The organism is Actinomyces mediterranea (genome assembly GCF_900155595.1).
GTDB lineage: Bacteria > Actinomycetota > Actinomycetes > Actinomycetales > Actinomycetaceae > Pauljensenia > Pauljensenia mediterranea.
On record NZ_FTPB01000004.1, the window covers coordinates 330,468 to 351,256 of the forward strand.

The 20,789-nt window shown below is 65.0% G+C and carries 16 protein-coding genes; 14 read left to right on the forward strand and 2 right to left on the reverse strand.

Translation table 11 applies throughout. The features are described from left to right. The first annotated feature begins 26 nt into the window (after positions 1–26). The 13 genes from ruvA to BQ7471_RS05615 all read left to right on the forward strand — a co-directional run bounded on the left by ruvA (position 27) and on the right by BQ7471_RS05615 (position 17,340). Positions 27–617, forward strand: a complete 591-nt coding sequence (gene ruvA, locus BQ7471_RS05555; protein WP_076464826.1) for a Holliday junction branch migration protein RuvA — start codon at positions 27–29, stop codon at positions 615–617. Then, positions 610–1,647 (forward strand): Holliday junction branch migration DNA helicase RuvB, encoded by a 1,038-nt coding sequence (gene ruvB, locus BQ7471_RS05560; RefSeq protein ID WP_076464827.1) that lies wholly within the window; start codon positions 610–612, stop codon positions 1,645–1,647. The genes ruvA and ruvB overlap by 8 nt, the downstream gene beginning before the upstream one ends. A gap of 122 nt (positions 1,648–1,769) precedes the next feature. Beyond that, positions 1,770–2,138 carry a preprotein translocase subunit YajC gene (locus tag BQ7471_RS05565; RefSeq protein WP_076466190.1) on the forward strand — a complete coding sequence of 123 codons (369 nt, stop codon included), beginning with the start codon at positions 1,770–1,772 and terminating at the stop codon, positions 2,136–2,138. A gap of 29 nt (positions 2,139–2,167) precedes the next feature. After that, entirely contained in the window at positions 2,168–4,045 is a 1,878-nt protein-coding gene (gene secD, locus BQ7471_RS05570) for a protein translocase subunit SecD (protein WP_076464829.1), read from the forward strand. Further along, a complete protein-coding gene (gene secF / locus BQ7471_RS05575; protein WP_076464830.1) occupies positions 4,042–5,121 on the forward strand; it encodes a protein translocase subunit SecF in 1,080 nt (359 codons plus the stop codon). Before secD ends, secF begins: the two co-directional genes overlap by 4 nt. Further along, complete coding sequence (locus BQ7471_RS05580; protein WP_076464832.1) at positions 5,118–5,663, forward strand: adenine phosphoribosyltransferase; 546 nt, start codon at positions 5,118–5,120, stop codon at positions 5,661–5,663. Before secF ends, BQ7471_RS05580 begins: the two co-directional genes overlap by 4 nt. Before the next feature lie 47 nt (positions 5,664–5,710). Beyond that, positions 5,711–8,017 carry a RelA/SpoT family protein gene (locus tag BQ7471_RS05585; RefSeq protein ID WP_205408260.1) on the forward strand — a complete coding sequence of 769 codons (2,307 nt, stop codon included), beginning with the start codon at positions 5,711–5,713 and terminating at the stop codon, positions 8,015–8,017. A 164-nt stretch (positions 8,018–8,181) separates the two neighbouring features. Next, complete coding sequence (locus BQ7471_RS05590) at positions 8,182–9,528, forward strand: DUF349 domain-containing protein (RefSeq protein ID WP_076464834.1); 1,347 nt, start codon at positions 8,182–8,184, stop codon at positions 9,526–9,528. 1 nt (position 9,529) lies between these two features. Beyond that, complete coding sequence (locus BQ7471_RS05595; protein WP_076464835.1) at positions 9,530–10,246, forward strand: MBL fold metallo-hydrolase; 717 nt, start codon at positions 9,530–9,532, stop codon at positions 10,244–10,246. A gap of 68 nt (positions 10,247–10,314) precedes the next feature. After that, complete coding sequence (hisS, locus tag BQ7471_RS05600) at positions 10,315–11,664, forward strand: histidine--tRNA ligase (protein WP_076464837.1); 1,350 nt, start codon at positions 10,315–10,317, stop codon at positions 11,662–11,664. 1 nt (position 11,665) lies between these two features. After that, the gene (locus BQ7471_RS05605; RefSeq protein ID WP_076464838.1) at positions 11,666–13,336 is read left to right on the forward strand and encodes a dynamin family protein; all 1,671 of its coding nucleotides are present in this window, start codon (positions 11,666–11,668) and stop codon (positions 13,334–13,336) included. Continuing rightward, positions 13,333–14,916: a GTPase gene (locus tag BQ7471_RS05610; RefSeq protein WP_159438521.1), complete on the forward strand. Its 1,584-nt coding sequence runs from the start codon at positions 13,333–13,335 to the stop codon at positions 14,914–14,916. The genes BQ7471_RS05605 and BQ7471_RS05610 overlap by 4 nt, the downstream gene beginning before the upstream one ends. A gap of 231 nt (positions 14,917–15,147) precedes the next feature. After that, positions 15,148–17,340 (forward strand): DEAD/DEAH box helicase, encoded by a 2,193-nt coding sequence (locus tag BQ7471_RS05615; RefSeq protein ID WP_407922682.1) that lies wholly within the window; start codon positions 15,148–15,150, stop codon positions 17,338–17,340. On the opposite strand, the gene BQ7471_RS11345 is transcribed toward BQ7471_RS05615, so the two are convergent. Both BQ7471_RS11345 and BQ7471_RS05620 read right to left on the reverse strand, forming a co-directional pair. Then, a complete protein-coding gene (locus BQ7471_RS11345; RefSeq protein ID WP_159438522.1) occupies positions 17,331–17,477 on the reverse strand; it encodes a hypothetical protein in 147 nt (48 codons plus the stop codon). The two genes, BQ7471_RS05615 and BQ7471_RS11345, sit on opposite strands and share 10 nt — an antisense overlap. Continuing rightward, entirely contained in the window at positions 17,461–18,828 is a 1,368-nt protein-coding gene (locus tag BQ7471_RS05620) for an MFS transporter (protein WP_076464841.1), read from the reverse strand. Before BQ7471_RS05620 ends, BQ7471_RS11345 begins: the two co-directional genes overlap by 17 nt. 101 nt (positions 18,829–18,929) lie before the next feature. Here BQ7471_RS05620 and aspS point away from each other — a divergent pair, with 101 nt between their 5' ends. After that, on the forward strand, positions 18,930–20,738 hold the full coding sequence (aspS, locus tag BQ7471_RS05625) for an aspartate--tRNA ligase (RefSeq protein WP_205408261.1): 1,809 nt from the start codon (positions 18,930–18,932) through the stop codon (positions 20,736–20,738). Positions 20,739–20,789 lie beyond the last annotated feature (51 nt).

Consider the following 20,789-nt stretch of genomic DNA (forward strand, 5'->3'; position numbering starts at 1 on the left):
GCCTGCGGGCGTGTGAAAGGGAGACAATGATCGCACAACTCACCGGACGGGTCGTCTCACGCGGGCTCGACTCGATCGTCCTGTCAGTCCACGGCCTCGGCTTCGCCGTGCGAGTCACCCCCGTATTCGCCCAATCGATCGACGTCTCCGACGACGTCACCGTTCACACGTCTCTCATTGTCAGAGAGGACTCCCTCACACTCATGGGATTCGCCCACCCGGACGAGCGCGACACCTTTGAAACGCTCCAGACGGTGTCGGGAATCGGGCCGAGGATCGCCCTCGCGGCACTAGCGGTCCTCACCCCGGACGATCTTCGGCGCGCCATCCGTGACCAGGACCTCGCCGCACTGCAGCGCATCCCCGGAGTAGGCAAGAAGTCTGCCCAGAGGATGGCGCTCGAGATCGGGGATAAGCTCGGACAACCCGCAAGCCTCGACCCCGTCGCGCCGCCCATCACCGGTGAAGTCGAAACCGAGGTGAAGGCGGCTCTCATCTCCCTGGGCTGGAGCGAATCACAGGCATCCGATGCAATCGAGACGCTGGGCGGACAGGGACTGGGTGCCTCCGACCTACTGCGTGCCGCCCTCGTGAAGCTGGGGGGACACCGTGGTTGACGGATCAAACGCAAACGAGACCCGCATCGTGGCGCCCGACGCGGGCGAACTCGAGCGTGCCGCCGAAGCGGCTTTGCGGCCCAAGCGCCTCGCGGAGTTCGTCGGCCAGCACGTCGTGCGCAATCAGCTGCAACTCGTCCTCGACGCTGCCAGGGGCAGAGGAGTCCCCTCGGATCATGTGCTGCTCGCAGGCCCGCCGGGACTCGGCAAGACGACTCTCGCCATGATCATCGCCCAAGAAATGGGCTCGTCCCTGCGGCTCACCTCGGGACCCGCGATCCAGCATGCCGGCGACCTCGCCGCGATCCTGTCCGGCCTTCAAGAGGGCGACATCCTCTTCATTGATGAGATTCACCGCCTTGCGCGCACCGCCGAGGAAATGCTCTACCTGGCGATGGAGGACTTCCGCGTCGATGTCGTCGTCGGAAAGGGGCCCGGTGCGACATCGATTCCTCTCACCCTGCCGCCTTTCACCGTTGTCGGGGCGACGACTCGTTCGGGGCTCCTTCCCGCCCCGCTGCGCGACCGCTTCGGTTTCACCGCGCACCTCGACTTCTACACGACCGAGGAACTCGAATCCGTCGTCACACGATCTGCGGACCTTCTGGGGGCACCGCTGGACGCTCGTGCCGCCCGCGAGATCGCTTCACGCTCGCGCGGCACACCCCGTATTGCGAATCGTCTGCTCAGGCGTGTCGTCGACTATGCCCAGGTGCGGGGGGATGGGCGGCTCACCCTTGATGCCGCGCGCAGTGCTCTCGAACTCTTCGAAGTGGATCGCGTCGGGCTCGACAGGCTCGACCGTGCAGTCCTCGAAGCGGTCTGTCTGCGCTTCGCCGGAGGCCCCGTCGGTCTGACGACCCTGTCCGTAACTGTCGGAGAAGAGGCCGAGACCGTGGAGACCGTGGCCGAGCCTTTCCTCGTGCGCGAGGGATTCCTAATGAGGACGAACCGGGGCAGGGCCGCGACGTCGAAGGCCTGGAAACACCTCGGCCTCACTCCGCCCGCAGAGTCAACGCTGTTTTCGTGATTCGCAACGGCGATAATCGCCAATTGCCGTTCGCGGCATTACACTAGCCCGGGGTGCGCCATCCGCGCGCTTGACTATCTAAGAAAGAGGCATCTGTGGCCGACTTCCTCTCCAAGTACAGTATGTACATACTCCTTGCGCTGCTTCTCATCGCAATGATGGTGTTCTCGAGCCGCAACCGTCGGCGCATGGTCGAACAGCAGGCTCAGCGCGAACGCGATATGGCGGAGCAGATGGTTCCGGGTGCATGGGTGAAGACTGCGGTCGGCTTCTGGGGTCGTTTCGTCGATCAGGACGGGGATGTCATTGTCCTCCAGACCCAGGACGGTACCGAGATGTACTGGGACCGCGCGATGATCCGCGAGGTCGGAGTCGAACCGCCCTTCGCCGCTGACGAGCCGGAGGCGCTTGACGACGCTGTCGCAGATGAGCCAGTCCTCGGACTCGATTCAGCCACTTCGCCGGTCCAAACCGACGACGACAAGAACTGACCCCGCAACGCGGGCCTGGGAGTACTACCGTGTCTACTCGTAAGCGCCGACCAGTGCGCTCACTCGTCACCCTCATCGTTGCGATGATCGCGGGCGCGTTCGCCCTCGTCATCGGGAACGCGGCGAGGGGCGTTCCGCTCGTCCCCTCACTCGCCCTCGATCTTCAGGGCGGCACCCAGCTGATCCTCACGCCGACGTCCACCGAAGAAGGTGACCGCGCGATTACCGAGGACGATATCGATGAGGCGATTTCGATCATCCGCAATCGTATTGACGCTTCCGGTGTTGCCGAGTCTGAGATCACATCAATGGGGTCTGAGAATATCGTCGTATCGATCCCGGGGACTCCTTCCCAGGAGACCCTTGACCTCATCCGATCATCGTCCCAGATGAACTTCCGACCCGTCCTGCGGATCGGAGCGGCCGTCAAAACGGCGAAGGCTGCCGATTCCACCGCTGCGACATCCCCCGATGCGCAGTCGGGTGATGCGGCGCAGTCCTCGGCCGATGAATCGCAGTCCGGGAAGGTCGTGTCGACTGCAGTCGACACAGCGACGGCGACGAGTCTCGCCGACGTCAACCGGGATGGCACCATCTCCGATGAGCCCGCTTCGACGCCGGAAAACGCCTCGGACCTCGCGTGGGTGACCGAGAAGGCGCTCGTCGACTTCTACACCCTTGACTGCACTACCGGGACGAGTCGCCAAGAGGGAGCCCCCGATAAGCCATACGCCGCGTGCGACCAGTCCGGTCAGATCAAGTACCTCCTCGGCCCGGTCACCGTTCCCGGTTCGAATCTCGACTCGGCAGTCGGCGCGCAGGTCACAAATTCGACGGGGCAGACAACGGGACAGTGGGGCGTCGATCTGCAGTTCGACGCGGAGGGCACGACGGCCTTCGCGGAATCGTCCACCATCCTCTTCGGCTTCCAGAAAAAGGATGCGCAGGGCTCCTCCTTCTACAACACTCCCGACCGCAACCACTTCGCTGTGGTCCTCGACGGAACCGTGATCACCGCTCCTGCGATGAATGCCATCATTTCCAATGGCAGAGCACAGATCACCGGGAACTTCACCGCCACATCGGCGACGGCGCTCGCCAACCAGTTGAACTTCGGCTCCCTGCCCCTCAACTTCGAGGTCGAGTCGGAGCAGCAGATCTCCGCAACCCTCGGCTCTGACCACCTCGAGAAGGGCCTGTGGGCGGGCATCATCGGCCTCATCCTGGTGATTTTCTACCTCATCTGGCAGTACAGGGGCCTTGCGATCATCTCCGCCGGTTCACTGGTCATCGCCTCCGCCCTCACCTATCTCGTCATCGCGCTCTTATCGTGGGGCGTCGGATATCGACTCTCCCTCGCAGGCGTGGCGGGCCTCATCATGGCAGTCGGCGTCACGACGGACTCCTTCATCGTGTACTTCGAGAGGATCCGCGATGAAGTCCGTGACGGGCGTCCGCTGCAGGCCGCCGTCGATGAGGGGTGGGATCGAGCCAAGCGCACGATCGTCGTCTCCGATGCCGTCAATCTCGTTGCAGCGGTCGTGCTCTACCTGCTTGCCGTCGGTGGAGTCCAGGGCTTCGCCTTCACTCTCGGTGTGACCACCGTGATCGACCTCGTCGTCATCTTCCTCTTCACCCATCCGATGATGGAGCTGCTCATTCGCACCCGGTTCTTCGGCGACGGCCACAGGCTCTCTGGCCTCGACGCCGAGCACCTCGGTGCCCGCTCCGGTCTGGTCTACGCCGGTCGCGGACGAGTCACCACCCCGACTCAGCGCACAGCGCGGATGTCTGATGATCAGCCCATGTCCATCGCACAGCGGCGGCGCGCCGAACGCCTCGCCGTACAAGATGCTGACTCGAATGTCGACGCATCCGTGTCCGAGCAGGAAGGGGAGGAGCGATGATGAGCTTCGCCCAGTGGGGCAACGCCCTGTACTCCGGTGATAAATCCTATCCGGTCGTTCCCAAGCGCCGACTCTTCGTCGGTATCGCCGCCGGGGTCATCGCCCTGGGATTCCTTCTCGTCGCCGTCATCGGGCTTAACCGATCAATCGAGTTCACCGGCGGCGCACAATTCGATGTGACGAACGTGTCCGATCAGTCCGAGTCGCTCGCTAGTGACATAGTGACGGGTACCGGAGTCGTCTCGTCTGCGAAGGTCACGAAGGTCGGCACGAACGGCGTCCGCATTCAGACCGAGTCCGTGGACTCGGCCCAAGCCGGTCAGATCCGCGGCGCCCTGGCGAGCGGCTATGGCGTCGACTCTGCGGATGTGCAGTCCTCGTCGATCGGCCCGTCGTGGGGCGCCGCAGTCACGTCGAAGGCCGCGCAGTCGCTGGTGATCTTCATGGTCCTCGTCGCACTCCTCATGACGATCTACTTCCGATCGTGGACAATGGCGGCTGCGGCGTTGCTGTCACTCCTTCACGACATCGCCGTGACCATCGGCGTCTTCGCGATTACCCAGGTGGAAGTCTCTCCGGCAACCGTTATCGGCTTCCTGACGATCCTCGGTTACTCGCTCTACGACACGGTCGTCGTTTTCGATAAGGTGCGTGAGCTGACCGCCGATGTGTACGACCAAAAGCACTACACCTTCGCCGAATACGTGAATCTCGCCGTGAATCAGACGATGGTCCGTTCGATCAATACCTCCGTCGTCGCCCTCCTGCCGGTCGGCTCGATTCTCATTATCGGCTCAGTGCTGCTCGGAACGGGCACCCTCACCGATATCTCACTCGCCCTCTTCATCGGCATGATCGCGGGCACCTACTCGTCGATCTTCATCGCCTCGCCGCTTCTCGTCATGTTTCAAGAGCGCATGCGCCGCACGAGGGAGCACGATGAGATCGTCATGAAGTCGCGCACGGTGACTGATGGCGAAGCCGTGGTCGTCCAACCGGTGAAGGTCGCTCCGGTGACGCCGGGGCGCAGACTCGACAACTCCATGCAGCCCAAGAGGAAGAAGGCTCAACGATGAGCGGTGAACTCGGCGCCGACGTTGCCGAACTCGTATCGGAAAACCTCGGACTCATCCCGGATTTCCCCGAACCCGGGGTGCTGTTCCGCGATATCACCCCGCTGATCGCAAATGGCCCAGTCTTCAAGAAACTCATTGAGATCCTCGCGGAGCGATACCGCGGAACGGTCGACGCCGTCGCGGGCCTCGAATCGCGCGGCTTCATCCTCGGAGCGCCCCTGGCCACAGAGCTCGGCATCGGGATGCTGACGATCCGCAAGGCGGGCAAGCTGCCCGGGCATGTCATCGGCGTCGACTATGCGCTCGAATACGGCACCGCCCGTATGGAGATCCGCCCCGAGTCCGTCGCCCCGGGATCACGAATCCTCGTCATCGATGATGTTCTCGCCACCGGGGGCACGGCATCGGCATCCGTCGAACTGTTGTCGCGCTGTGGAGCCGAAGTCACCGCCGTTTCCGTCCTCCTCGAGCTCGAGGGGCTCAATGGTCGCGCAGTGCTCGCTGACAGGGGTATTAAGGTCGAGTCCGCGCTTCTCGTCTGACGGGGCATCCTCATGTATCGCCTCTCACAGATGCGTATCATGGAGGAATGACAGACCAACCGAATTCCAAGGCTTCGAAGCCCGCGGCGAGTTCCTTCGTGCGCTCCGGCCTCGTGTGGTTCGGCGCGCGCTCACGACCGACGATCCCCGAGATCGAGCCGCTCGTGCGGGCGCTGCGCGCTAACCATCCCAAAGCGGATGTCTCTGTCATCGAACGCGCCTACAGGACCGCTGAACTGCACCACCGTGGACAGATCCGCAAGTCCGGGGAGCCCTATATCACCCACCCCGTTGCAGTCGCGACGATCCTCGCCGAAATGGGCATGACGACCCCGACCCTCGTCGCAGCGCTCCTCCATGACACCGTCGAGGACACCGACTACACGGTCGGACAACTTACAAGCGACTACGGCGACGCGATCGCCCAGCTGGTTGACGGCGTGACCAAACTCGACAAGGTCCACTACGGCGCCGCAGCGCAGTCGGAGACTCTGCGTAAGATGCTCGTCGCCATGAGCCGCGACATCCGAGTCCTGCTCATCAAACTCGCCGACCGGCTCCATAACGCGCGGACCTGGCGCTTCGTCTCCGCCGCTTCGGCGAAGAACAAGGCCCAAGAGACCCTCGAGATCTATGCGCCCCTCGCTCACCGCCTCGGGATGAATATGGTGAAATGGGAGCTCGAAGAACTGGCCTTCAAAACGCTCTACCCTGATATCTACGACGAGATCGACCGCCTCGTCGCCGAGCGCGCCCCTCAAAGGGACCTCTATCTGCGCGATGTTATCGGGCAGATCGAAGAGGATCTGCGCCGCTCGGGCACCAAGGGCACGGTGAGCGGGCGCCCGAAGAACCACTACTCGATCTATCAGAAGATGATCGTGCGGGGCAAGGCATTCGATGAGATCTTCGATCTGGTCGCGGTGCGCGTCCTCGTCGAGTCGGTGAAGGACTGCTATGCGGTGCTGGGGGCGCTGCACGGACGGTGGAATCCGATTCCGGGCCGCTTCAAGGACTATATCGCGATGCCGAAGTTCAACTTCTACCAGTCGCTGCACACCACTGTCGTCGGCCCGGGCGGTAAGCCGGTCGAGATCCAGATCCGCACCTACGACATGCACGAGCGCGCTGAGCACGGCGTCGCCGCCCACTGGAAGTACAAGCAGAACCCGAATGCGACAAGCATCGAAGCGGATCGGATGAGCTCCGACGAGCAGGCGAACTGGCTGCGCGCCCTCGTCGAGATGGAGCGAGAGACGGGCGACCCCGAGGAATTCCTCGACTCCCTGCGGTACGAGATCGCCGGCGACGAGGTCTACGTCTTCACCCCCAAGGGCGAGGTCGTCGTCCTCCCGGCGCGCGCCACCCCCGTGGACTTCGCCTACGCGGTCCACACCGAGGTCGGACACCACACCGTCGGCGCGAAGATCAATGGTCGTCTCGTCTCCCTCGATACGAGGCTCGAATCCGGTGAAACAGTCGAAGTCGTCACCTCCAAATCCGACAAGGCGGGGCCGTCGCGCGACTGGCTCGCATTCGTCGCCTCACCGCGCGCACGCTCGAAGATCAAGGCGTGGTTCTCCAAGGAAAGGCGCGAAGAGGCGGTCGAAGACGGCAAAGAGGCCCTCGCCAAAGCGATGCGCAAGCAGAACCTGCCCCTGCAACGACTCATGAACCACGAGACGATCCTGTCGGTGGCGACATCCCTCGGCTACTCGGATGTCACCTCCCTATACGCGGCAGTGGGGGAGAACCACGTCTCCGCGCTCAATGTGGTGTCCAAGCTCGTTGAGAATCTCGGGGGCGGCGACGGTACTGAGGAGACACTCTCCGAGGGCGTCACCCCCGGTTCGGTGCGCCATCGCACCCACGTCGGTGCGGAGGCTAGCATCACGGTGTCCGGCATGGATTCGAACGACATCTGGATCAAACTCGCGAAGTGTTGCACTCCCGTGCCGGGCGATGATGTTGTCGGCTTCATCACCCGCGGTCAATGGGTCTCCGTTCACCTCGCAACCTGCCACAATGCGGTGCGCCTCAAGGAACTGCAACCGGAGCGCTTCATCGGAGTCGCATGGACCGAGGGCGCTGCCGGACAGGTCTTCCGAGTACAGATCCAGGTGAAGGCGCTCGACCGTGCGGGGCTGCTCTCCGACCTCACGCGCGTCATCTCCGACTACCGCGTCAATATCTTGTCCGCTTCAACGAATATTGCGAATGATCAAGTGTCGATCTCCCGCTTCAGCTTCGAAATGGCGGATATGGGGCATCTCAATGCGATTCTGTCCGCCCTTCGGCGCGTTGACGGCGTGTTCGAGGCGGTCCGCTTGTCGGGACAGAAGACGAAGACGTGACGTGACACAGTCTCAATTCACAGTCAATGTGCGAACCGGGTTTATCGGAACGCCCCGCACCCCGTAGACTGGCGGAGGTGCGCCACGGCGGCCACCAGCGCCACAACTGCGTGGAGCACTTCCATGCACGGGCCCAGTGCCCTCGTCCCCTGTAAAGGAATACCGTGACCACGACTCCCACTGCCCAGGTCAACACGCCCGAACCCGAAGAGACGGCCGTCAAGGAGTCGACTCTCGCTGAGGAGTCGACCACGGAGGCGCCAGCCTCTCAGATGATCCCCGCGCACCCCTTCGCCCGCATTGATGAGGCGGGAACGGTGTATGTTCGTGACGGAGATGAGGAGCGGATCATCGGCGGATACCCGGAAGGAATCCCCGCGGATCCCTTCGCCCTGTACGAGCGTCGTTTCGCCGATCTTGAGGCGACGATCAAGCTCTTCGAGGACCGGCTCGCCCAACTCGCCCCCAAGGACATCGATCAGACGCTCACCACCATCCGCGAAGCCCTCGTCGAGCCGAGTGCCATTGGCGATCTCGTCGCGCTGCGCGCCCGCGTCGATGCGGTGAGCGTTCGCGCAGAGGAACGCAAGGAACAGGCCCGGCAAGAGCGTCAGGCCGCCCGGGCCCAGGCGCTCGTCGACCGCACCAGCGTCGTGGAACGCGCTGAGGAGATCGTCGCCCAGCCCGTGGAGCAGACCCACTGGAAGCATTCGGGCCAAATGTTGCGCGACCTCCTTGACGAGTGGAAGGCACTTCAGCGCAAGGGGCCGCGTCTCGACAAAACGACGGAAGACGAACTGTGGAAGCGCTTTTCCACGGCCCGCACCCAATTCGACCGTCATCGCCGCCAGTACTTCTCCGCGCTCGACCAGGCCCAGTCCGAGGCTAAGCGCATCAAAGAGGCTCTCATCGCCGAGGCCGAGGCGCTGCAGACCTCCACGGAATGGGGGCAGACCTCGGCGGCGTACCGCGAACTCATGAACCGCTGGAAGGTCGCTCCGCGTGCCTCCCGCAAGGAGGACGATGCCCTGTGGGCGCGCTTCCGCGCCGCCCAACAGGTCTTCTTCGATGCGCGCCGCGCCAAGGACGAGGCCACCGACTCTCAATACCGTGAGAATCTCGCCGCCAAGGAGAAGCTCCTCATGGAAGCGGAAGCGATTCTGCCGATCAAGAATCTCGATGCCGCCAAGACGGCGTTGCGCTCCATCCAGGACCGTTGGGATGAGATCGGGCGGGTTCCCTCTTCCGACCTTCGCCGCATCGACTCGCGCCTGAGCGCCGTAGAGTCCGCGATCCGCGACGCCGAGGAGAAGGAGTGGCGCAGGACCAACCCTGAGACGCGGGCACGCGCCGAGGGGATGCTCGGCCAGCTCGAGAGCCAGGTCGACGCCCTTGAAGCGGATCTTGCGGCTGCTCAGGCGGCGGGCGACGCGAAGAAGGCATCGAGCATCGCAGAGGTGCTGGAGACGAAGAAGACCTGGCTCGACCAGATCCGATCCACTATCGAGTGATATGCGGATCCACGTCATCCCTTCGTCGTTCTACGCGGCGAACTGTGTCGTCATCATCGCCCAGGACTCCGAGCGCGCCCTCGTCGTCGACCCCTCGGCCGGGATCAATGATCGAATCCGGTCGATCCTCGACGACGAGGGGGCGAACGTGGCCGGTGTCCTTGCGACGCACGGACACCCCGACCACGTGTGGGAGTGCGCCGAAGTCGCGTCCTGGGCGCTCGATGCTCCGGCGCCGACGTGGATCCCCGGCCCCGACCGCTACCGCATGGACGACCCGGCGGCTCATCTGCCGATCCCCATGCCCCCCGGACTGCCCGCGTGGCGCAGGCCAGACGACCTTCGGAACTTCCCGACGGGCTCGGTCGAAATCGTCGACGGAGTGTGGCTCAAGATGATCCCCGCTCCCGGCCACACCGAGGGCTCCGCAGTGTTCATCGGACACTGCGACATCAACGTCATCTCCGGCACCGAGGTCCTCGTGCACTCGAAGATCCCCGTCCCGTGGGCTCTGAGCGCGGATGTCCTCTTCGCGGGCTCCGTTGGGCGCACCGATCTGCCCGGCGGCGATGAGGTGCAGATGCGTCACTCCCTGCGCACCCTGTCCCACGCCCTCGACCCCGCCACGCTGCTCATCCCCGGCCACGGTCCGCTGACGACTCTCACCCAGGAGATCGAGACGAATCCCTATCTCACACGCGCACGCGCCCTGGGCTGAGGCCCCAAGCAGGGGCATTGGAGCGAGCCGGAGTCGAATGAGGCCACCGGGCGTGGAACAATAGGCCCATGCCACGCACTTCTCTTTCCGGATTCCCCGAATGGCTCCCCGACGGTCGCATCATCGAGCAGGCCGTCCTCGATCATCTGCGTCGAGTATTCGAGCTCCACGGGTTCTGCGGAATCGAAACGCGGGCCGTGGAGACCCTCGAACAGCTCGAAGCGAAGGGGGAGACCTCCAAAGAGGTGTACGTCCTCGACCGCCTCCAAGCGATGAGGGATGCGCAGGCGGGGCGCCGCACCGGAAAAGAGCGCGCAATGGGCCTGCATTTCGATCTCACCGTCCCCTTCGCGCGCTATGTCGTCGAGAACTCCAATGACCTCGACTTCCCGTTCAAGCGCTACCAGATGCAGAAGGTGTGGCGAGGGGAGCGTCCGCAAGAGGGGCGATTCCGCGAGTTCTGCCAGGCTGATATCGACGTCGTCGGCAATGGAGAACTGCCTTTCCACTACGAGGTTGACCTCCCCCTCATCATGGCGGAGGCACTCAACACCCTGCCGATCCCGCCCGTCCGTATCCTCGTCAACAACCGCAAAGTCGTCCAAGGGGTGTGTGAGTCCCTCGGCGTTCACGACGTGGAGGCGGCGTTGCGCGGCCTCGACAAGCTCGACAAGATCGGCCCCGACGGTGTCGTCGACGAACTGGCCGCCTCCGGGATCATGGGGGAGCAGATCGCCACGCTGCTCGACATGGCGCAGATCCGTTCCAGTGACCCTGCCGTCATCCGAAGCGGTATCGCTTCCCTCGGCGTCAGTGGCGACCTGCTCGACTCGGGTGTCGATGAGCTGTGCGCGCTCATCGAGATCGCGAATCGGCGGATGCCCGGCGCTGTTATCGCCGACCTCAAGATTGCCCGCGGACTCGACTACTACACGGGCTCCGTCTACGAGTCCGTCATCGAGGGGCACGAGGATCTCGGCTCGATCTGCTCGGGCGGCAGATATGACTCTCTCGCGAAGGACGGCAAGCGCACCTATCCGGGAGTCGGCCTGTCCATCGGGGTGTCCCGCCTCGTGTCCCGCATGATTTCCGCCCCCATGGTGCGCGCCACCCGCAAGGTCCCCACTGCCGTCCTCGTCGCCGTCGTCGACGAAGCCGAGCGTGAACGCTCCGAACAGATCGCTTCTGAGCTGCGCTCGCGCGGCATTTGCACCGATGTCGCACCCAGCGCCGCGAAATTCGGCAAGCAGATCAAATACGCGGATAAGCGCGGCATTCCCTTCGTCTGGTTCCCCGGAACGGGCGAAGAAACGGACACCGTCAAGGACATCCGATCCGGAGAACAGGTCGAGGCCGATGCGTCCGCGTGGGAGCCCCCCGCCGATGATCGCGCGCCCCGAGTCGAAGCGGTGAGCTGATATGGGTCGCGGGGGATTGGACGAACTGCGCCGCACGGTCGGCGACGCCTCCTTCACCCTGCCCACCTCCTCGGCGTCGCGCGCGCTCGCGCAGCGCGACCGGATCCTTCGCCGTCTCGACGACTTCATCCGCCCCCGGGTCGACTCCATTGATGCGCCCCTCGTGGGCGTGGTGGGCGGCTCGACCGGTTCGGGAAAATCGACGATCATCAATTCCCTCGTCGGCTCCACCGTGTCCGCCTCGTCTGCGGTGCGCCCCACGACCCGGCGTCCGCTGCTCGTCCACCACCCAGACGAGGGCGAATGGTTCTCCTCCGACCGCATCATGCCCCGTCTGACGCGGATCGACGCCGCATCCGGCATCGTCGAGTCGAGCACCCAGATCGCGCTGTTGGCCTGCGAGCGGCTTCCCCGCGGCCTCGCCCTCGTCGATTCGCCCGATATCGATTCGGTGTCGGATGCGAACCGCCTGATGTCGCGCGAACTGCTCGATGCGGCGGACCTGTGGGTCTTCGTGACGACCGCCGCCCGATACGCCGACGCCGTCGCCTGGGATCTGCTCGAACAGGCCGCAGAATCGGGGATCACCGTCGCAGTGGTCCTCAATAGGATCCCCCCAGGGGCTACTCCGACCGTTGAGGGGGATTTGAGGAGACTCCTCAATGACAGGGGATTGCAATCGGCGCAGGTGTTCAGCGTCGACGAGCAGGAACTGTCGGAGGGCCTCCTGCCGCCCGCCGCACTCGCCGGGCTCACCGGCTGGTACGAGGCCATTGTCGCCGACGCGAACAGCCGACACGAGGTCGCTCGCAGGGCCCTGACGGGGGCCATCGCGGATGTCGCCGCGAGCGCCCTCGACTGCGCAGACGCCCTCGACGAGGCGGGAGCCGCCCGCATGTGGGCGCTCGACGCAGCCCGCGCACAGATCGACCACTCCGTGCAGCGTTTCGAGGAGGCCACCGGAGACGGATCACTGCTGCGCGGCGAGGTCCTCGCCCGTTGGCAGGAGGTCGTCGGCGCCGCGGACTTCACGCGGAGCCTATCGCGCGGATTCGCTTCGCTGAGGGACAGGTTCTCCGCGTGGATCCGGGGCAGGCCCGCGCCGATCGCCCCCGTGGAGGATGCGATCGAAGCGGGCGTGGCGACTCTTATCCACGTTGAACTTGTGTCTGTGCGGCGCGGTGTGGAGGAGCAGTGGGCGACGGCGGTCCCAACGCGCGACCTCATCGGCGGCGTTGAACGCCTCAGCGAGGAGGAGGCGCGAACAACGAGCCTCATCCTGACCCGCGAGTGGCAGCGCGCCCTCCTCGAATTGGTGAGGACGCAGGGCTCGTCGCGCCGCTCAATGGCGAGGATTGCCGCGATCGGCGTGAATGTCATTGCGGTTGCGCTCATCATCGTCCTCTTCGCGTCCACCGGAGGGCTCACCGGCGGCGAAGTCGGCGTCGCCGGAGCGTCCGCCGTCGTCGCTCAGAAACTCTTGGAGACTATCTTCGGAGACCAAGCGGTGAGGACCATGACCAAGGCGGCGCACGACGATCTCATCCATCGTCTCGTCCATGCCGAGGAGGAGGCGCTGGAGCCGCTGCGCCATGCGCTGCCCGAGGCCCCCTCCTCCGATGCTCTGCGCGTCGCCGTCGAGGAGGTGAGGAGTCAATGGCTCAACCGATGAGCGTGACACACAGGGTCGACGCCATCGCCGAGGCGATGGACCTGCTCGGCGATGAGGCACCGGAAGAACTCAGCGACGATGTCGCCCGTTGCCTGGCCATCGCCTCCGAGAGGAACATCATCGACCCGGACGCCGTCCTCGTCGCGCTTGTGGGGGCTACAGGGTCGGGCAAATCCTCACTTTTCAACGCCCTCATCGGCGAGGACGCCGCTGCGGTGTCCGTCGTCCGGCCGACGACATCGGCCCCCATGGCGGCGACGTCGGCCTCCCACGATGCTTCGGCATTGCTCGAATGGCTCAGCATTACCGAGTGTGTCCGCATTGGCGATGATCGTTTCCTCTCCGACGGGGTCGTCCTCATCGACGTCCCCGATATCGACTCCTATGCGCACGACAATCATGAGGAGGCGCGCCGCCTCACTGAGCGCGTCGACCTCGTCATCTGGGTCGTCGACCCGCAGAAGTACGCCGACGACGTCATCCACTCGCAGTGGATCCGCTCCTCGGGCAACGCCCGCGGCGCCAGCGTCGTCGTCCTCAACCAGACGGACCTGCTCGACGACGCCGCCCGCGAATCGGTGACCAGGCATCTCGGTCAGCTCGTGCGAGACGACGGGCTCGCCGAGGCGCCGATCGTCATGGCGTCGACCGTCACCGGTGAGGGCATCGCCTCCTTGGCGGACCTCGTGTCGGTGGTCTCCCGGCAGGTCAAGGCGCAATACCTTCGCATCCACGCCGCCCTCGACAGCGCCTGCCACTCGATCCGCAGCTCCATCGGCCTCGACTCACATCTGCCGTCCTTCCAATCGGAGGGGCTGACGGGGGCTTTGACTGCGGCAGTGTCGGATGCAGCGGGCATCGATGCAATCGGGGCCGACGTCGCCGCATCGTATCGCCACCGGTGCCACCGGGCAACGGGGTGGAAGCCAGTCGCATGGGCCTCCACATTGAGGGCGGATCCCCTGTCCATACGGCATCTGGGACGTGGGGCGACACGTGATGGCGCCTCCGTGCCCACACATTCCGCCCTTGACGCTGCGGGCAGAGCGCGGGTGATGACGGCGATGCGCCGCGTATCGGATGAGATCTGCCGGGGCAGGCCCGCCCCATGGTCGCGCTCGTTGAATGCGCTCGCCTCTCAGTCGGCGGCGCTCCTTCCCGACGCCGTCGACCATCTCATTGCGAGGGCGCCGATCACCGTGGAAAAGGAACCCGGGTGGTGGCGGTGGGCGTCGCACGCGCAGTGGATCGCCTGGCTCGTTACAGCCGCGAGCGCCCTGTGGCTCACTGCAGTGTGGGCGTTGAAGGAGTTCCTCCTCATCGTGGTCGATCTTCCCCTGTGGCGCGGCATTCCCATCCCGTCGTTTCTGCTCCTGGGAGGCGTCCTCGCGACGGTACTCATCGCCGGGACGAGCGCCCTCGCCTCCAGGGCGGGTGCGCGGCGCGCCAAGAGGCGCGCTTTGAATGCGATCAGAAAGAGGCTCGCTGAGGAGATCCACCACGAGGCGACGGAGCCGTTGGAGGCGGAGGACGATCGTCAGCGCCGGATCGTCGCCGCGCTGGAGCGGGCGTCCCGCTGAGGGACGGCACCCTCGTCCGGGGCGCCCGGGTGAGGGATTTCACCGGGGGCGCCGCGTTCGAACGGATCGGATGCTTGTAGGCTTATTGGGCGATGAGGCGCGCCTTCCGATTGTGATGGGCACCGGTAGCGGTGAGTGTTGTGGAAAGTGGAGCCGCGCCGAAGGCCCCCGAGCGGCCCGGCCAGGTGACCACCAGGCTTCGAGATGATCCTCTGCCCGATAAGGATGATTGTGCCCGACAACCCGGACTTCATGCCCGACAATTTTGATGACTCTTTCCCCGTGGACGCTCAGATCCACGACGATCCTGTGAACGCCGACTCGGATCCGGCGGTCGAGGACGCCACCGCAGTCGATGCCCCCGATGTGTTCGAGGATGACGACTCTAAAATCGATAACGCAGACGCCGACGACATCGATTCGCAGGACGACGCAGACGAGGACGACTCCGTGACCTTCGAGGACCTCGGACTCCCCGAGGAGATCCTCCAGGCCGTCACCCTCATGGGGTTCGTCACCCCCACTCCGATCCAGGCCGAGGCCATCCCGGCTCTGCTCGAGCTGCGCGACGTCGTCGGCATCGCGCAGACGGGCACCGGCAAGACAGCAGCATTCGGCTTGCCGATGCTGTCGATCGTGGATGCCGATGAGAAGGAGGTGCAGGCCCTCGTCCTCGCTCCGACGCGCGAACTCGCCATGCAATCCGCTCAGGCGATCGAGGACTTCGCCTCGAGGACCCGGGGCCTCGACGTCGTCCCGGTGTACGGCGGCTCGCCCTACGGGCCCCAGATCTCCGCACTCAAGCGGGGAGCACAGGTCGTCGTCGGCACTCCGGGACGCATCATCGACCTCATCGACAGGGGGGCGCTGGATCTGTCCCAGGTGCGCATGCTCGTCCTCGACGAGGCGGATGAGATGCTGCGCATGGGATTCGCCGAAGCGGTGGAGACCATCACCGAGTCGGTCCCTGACGAGCGCCTTACCGCGCTCTTTTCCGCGACCATGCCCGCTCCCATTGAGCGCATCGCGAACACCCATTTGACGAACCCTGTGAAGATCGCCGTCTCCGAGGAGTCTTCGACGGTCGACACGATTCACCAGACCTACGCTGTCGTCCCCTATAAGCATAAGATCGGCGCACTCTCCCGAGTCCTCGCGACCCGCGCGCAGCACATCGCGCAGGGCCAGGAGGATGCAGATGCCGCGATCGTCTTCGTGAGGACCCGAGCCGACGTCGAAGAGATCTCCTTGGAAATGTCTGCGCGCGGTTTCCGCGCCGCCGGCATCTCCGGAGACGTCGCCCAGTCCGAGCGCGAGCGAATGGTGGAGCGGATGCGCACCGGCACGCTCGACGTCCTCGTCGCCACCGATGTCGCCGCTCGCGGCCTCGACGTCGAGAGGATCTCACTGGTCGTCAACTTCGACGTTCCCAGGGAGCCCGAAGCCTATGTCCATCGCATCGGACGTACCGGCCGAGCGGGACGCGAGGGCCGCTCCCTCACCTTCTTCACTCCGCGCGAGCAGGGGCGCCTGCGTCGCATTGAGCGGCTCACCGGCACGCCGATGGAAGAGATCCAGATCCCCTCTCCCGCAGCCGTCTCCGAGTTCCGGGCGTGCCGTATTCTCGAGGGATTGGGAGAAAGGATCGAACGGGGCAGACTCGACTTGTACAAGGGCCTCCTCGAGGAGGCGCAGAACAAGGGTACAGTCGACATCGTCGACATTGCGGCTGCTCTCATGGCGAATGCCGTCGGCGATGAGGGGCCCTCACCCCGCGTCGAGAAGAATCGTCGCGGTTCGGGCAAGATCCGCCGCGAGGAGGAGGTCGACGAGGCCGGCGAGTTCGTGAGCGCCTCCTTCGAGGGCGGACGCGACAAGGACCGACCGCTCAAGGGTGGTAGGGACGGCTCGCGGCGCCGCGGAAGCGGGCGCCCCATGGGGGCCGGGACCCGCTACCGCATCGAGGTCGGCAAGAAGGACCGTGTCAGGCCCGGTTCCATCGTTGGCGCCATTGCGGGCGAAGGCGGGATCAATGGCCGCGATATCGGCAATATCGAGATCTACCCGACCTTCTCGCTCGTCGACATCACGGCGGATCTGTCGGATGCGCAGCTGTCGAAGATCGCCAAGGGGTACGTGTCGGGGCGGGCCATGCGGATCAGGGTCGATGAGGGGCCCGGCAAGGGCCGCAGCGATGGCTTCGATCGGGCTGAGCGCTTCGACCGTTCCGACAGGCCCTCGAGTGATCGGCAGGAGCGCGAGTACGCGTGGCGATACGAGGACCGGGACCGTTTCGATCGGGATGACCGCCGAGAGCGCGGCTTCAAGGGGCGCGATTCGCGCAGCCTGAGAGGTCAGCGCTTCGAACGCGATGATCGCGGTCAGCGCGGGGGCCGTTCCTTCGGGAAGCACCACTACCGCTGAACGATGAGGGCGCGGCCGCCGGGGAGTCCCCGGCGGCCGCGCTTCGTCGTCAGTGCGGGTCTCGCAAGGCCGATCCTCATGGCGGCGACGAGGGGTGTCGAATCCTCGATTCCGTTTTCATCAGGAGGACGCGGCATCCGCGATCCGCATCGCGGAAATGATCGAGAGGACTGAAACGAGCAACGCGATGAGCGGGGCGGGGGCGTAGGACAGGTCGCCCGTGACGCCGATGAAGGTCCATGCGGACAGCGCGATGGAGACGACGGCGAGTTCGACGGCACTCCCTGCGGAGTCTGCGACTTGGAGCCAGCTCGACACCTTCCCGTGCTCTTCGGGCCTTGACAGTCCGAGGGTGAGGACCGACAGGGTGGAGTGCATCATCCCGGTTCCCGCTCCGCAGCAGAACCATCCGACGAGTGCGGGCCATACGGGCCAGTCGGCGTTGACGAGGCCGACAACGGGGATGAGTCCCGCAGTGAGCAGGATGACACCGATGACGGGCAGGCGCATCCGCGCGTTCCCGTCGCGGACTCGGGATTGCAGTGTTGCGCCGAATGCCCACGACACGGTCCCCACCGTGACGGCCAGGGACGCCGAGTCGGCATGCCAGTGGTGGACGCGCTGAAGGACGAGGGGGATGAAGGCGCTGGCCCCCGCCTGGGCTCCCATGGCGAAGAGGCGAGTCATGATCGCGGAGGGGACGCCGCGGCGCAGGGTGAAGGCCCCCTTGGGCATCAGTCGGGGCAGCGCCCAGCCGGTCAGAACAAGGCCCGCGAGGGTAAGCGCGATGAGCCGCCATTGGCCGAGGGCGCCTGCAAGTTGAAGGAGCAGGACACCCGATCCGCAGACGAGGGCGAGTATTGCCAGGCGCGACAGCTGCGCGGGCTGTCGAGCCCGATCCGATGCGAGTCTCCTCAACACTGAGACGAGGGGGAGCGTCGCGATCGCGGCGAGGAGGGGGACGGCCCAGAACACGGGGCGCCACCCCACATGTGTCGCAGCGTATCCGGCGATGGCGGGACCGATGAGTGAGGGGAGCACCCAGGCCAGTGAGAAGGCGGCGAAGAAGGAGGGTCGGTGCTCGGGCGGGGCGACTGATCCGATGAAGACATAGAGGGGAACGATGATGAGGCCGCCGCCGATCCCTTGGATGAGGCGTCCCACGACGAATATCCAGATCTGTGGGGCGAAGCCGGAGACGAGCAGCCCGACGGTGAAGAAGGACAGGCCCACGAGGAGGACCTTCGCGGGGCCCCGCGAGTCGGCGAGGGCGCCCGCGATGACTGTCGCCGCGAGTTGGGCCGCCATGGAGGAGCCGGAGGCGACGGAGAACCACTGTTCGGCGTCGAGATCCTCCACCACATTCGGCATGATCGTCGTTGTCGCTAGGCCCTCGAAAGCGGCGAGGGTGATGAGCATGACGGAGCCGATGAGCAGTGAAATCTCCAGTGGTTTCCACGGTGGGGAAGCGGGGCGGGAGTCTGTCACCGGGGAATCTTCTCACCCCGATTGCGAAGAGACCAACAAGTGGGCGTAAACTCACCATGCCGCCGCCCGTCTCGCGGATGGTACTGATGAAAGGAATAGACGTGCTTCGCACCCACCACATCGCCGAGCTCGGCGTCGAGGTTATCGGACAGACCGTGACACTGACCGGATGGGTCGATCGACGGCGCGATCACGGGGGAGTCGCCTTCGTCGACCTGCGCGACGCCTCGGGCATCGCCCAGATCGTCGTCCGCGATGAGTCCGTTGCCCACGAACTGCGCTCCGAATTCGTCCTCAAGGTGACCGGCGAGGTCTGCGCCCGCCCCGAGGGCAATGAGAATCCGAATCTGCCGACCGGCGCGATCGAGGTGATGGGGGACGATATCGAGATCCTCAACCCCTGCGCGCCTCTTCCTTTCCAGGTGTCGTCCCACGCTGAGGATTCGGGGAATGTCGGCGAGGAGACGAGGCTCAAGTACCGCTACCTCGATCTTCGCCGCGAGCCCGAACAGTACGCCCTGCGCTTGCGCTCCAAGGTGTCGCGGGCAGCGCGAGACACCCTCTACGAGCACGATTTCGTCGAGATCGAGACTCCGACGCTGACCCGCTCGACCCCCGAGGGCGCCCGCGACTTCATCGTCCCGGCGCGACTGTCGCCAGGATCGTGGTACGCGCTTCCCCAGTCCCCGCAGCTGTTCAAGCAGATGCTCATGGTCGCGGGCATGGAGCGCTACTTCCAGATCGCGCGCTGTTACCGCGATGAGGACTTCCGTGCGGACCGCCAGCCCGAGTTCACCCAGCTCGACATTGAGATGAGCTTCGTCGACCAGGATGACGTCATCAAGGTCGCCGAGGATGTCATGACGGCCGTGTGGAAGCTCATCGGTTACGATCTGCCGACGCCCCTGCCGCGTATGACGTACAAGGACGCGATGGAGCGCTACGGCTCGGATAAGCCGGATCTGCGTTTCGGCCTCGAGCTGACCGACCTCACCGAGTACTTCGCCAATACGACGTTCCGCGTCTTTCAGGCGCCCTATGTCGGCGCCGTCGTCATGCCCGGGGGAGGCTCCCAGCCCAGGCGCACCTTCGACAAGTGGCAGGAGTGGGCCAGGGCCCGCGGAGCCAAGGGGCTGGCTTATGTGACGATCAGTGAGGACGGGACCCTGGGCGGTCCCGTCGCGAAGAACATCACCGAAGCGGAGCGCGAGGGTCTTGCCGCTGCGACCGGGGCCAACCCCGGCGACTGCATCTTCTTCGGAGCGGGGGAGGCGACCGCCGTCCGCGAACTCCTGGGTGCTGCGCGCCTCGAGATCGGCAAGCGCTGTGATCTCATTGACCCTGATGCGTGGGCATTCACGTGGGTCGTTGACGCGCCCCTGTTCAAGCCGACGGGAATCGCGGAGGCGGAGGGCGATGTCGCTCTCGGGCACAGCGCCTGGACCGCCGTGCACCACGCCTTCACATCGCCCAAGCCCGAATGGTTGGACTCCTTCGACAAGGATCCCGCGAACGCCCTCGCCTACGCCTATGACATCGTCTGCAACGGCAATGAGATCGGCGGCGGATCGATTCGTATCCACCGCCGCGATGTGCAGAACCGGGTTTTCAATGTCATGGGCATTGGCGATGAGGAGGCGCGGGAGCAGTTCGGCTTCCTCCTCGACGCCTTCCAATTCGGTGCGCCGCCCCACGGCGGTATTGCTTTCGGCTGGGACCGCATTGTGGCGCTGTTGACGAAGGCGGAGTCGATCCGCGATGTCATCGCGTTCCCGAAGTCGGGCGGCGGCTACGATCCGCTCACCGATGCTCCCGCTCCGATTACGCCGCTGCAGCGCAAGGAGGCGGGTGTCGACGCGACCCCGAAGAAGCGGGGCGAAGAGGCATCCGCCGACGAGAGCGCATCATGATCGATCGGGGGTGTCACTGTCATCAGTGATGACCGTGGTCCTCAAGGGGCG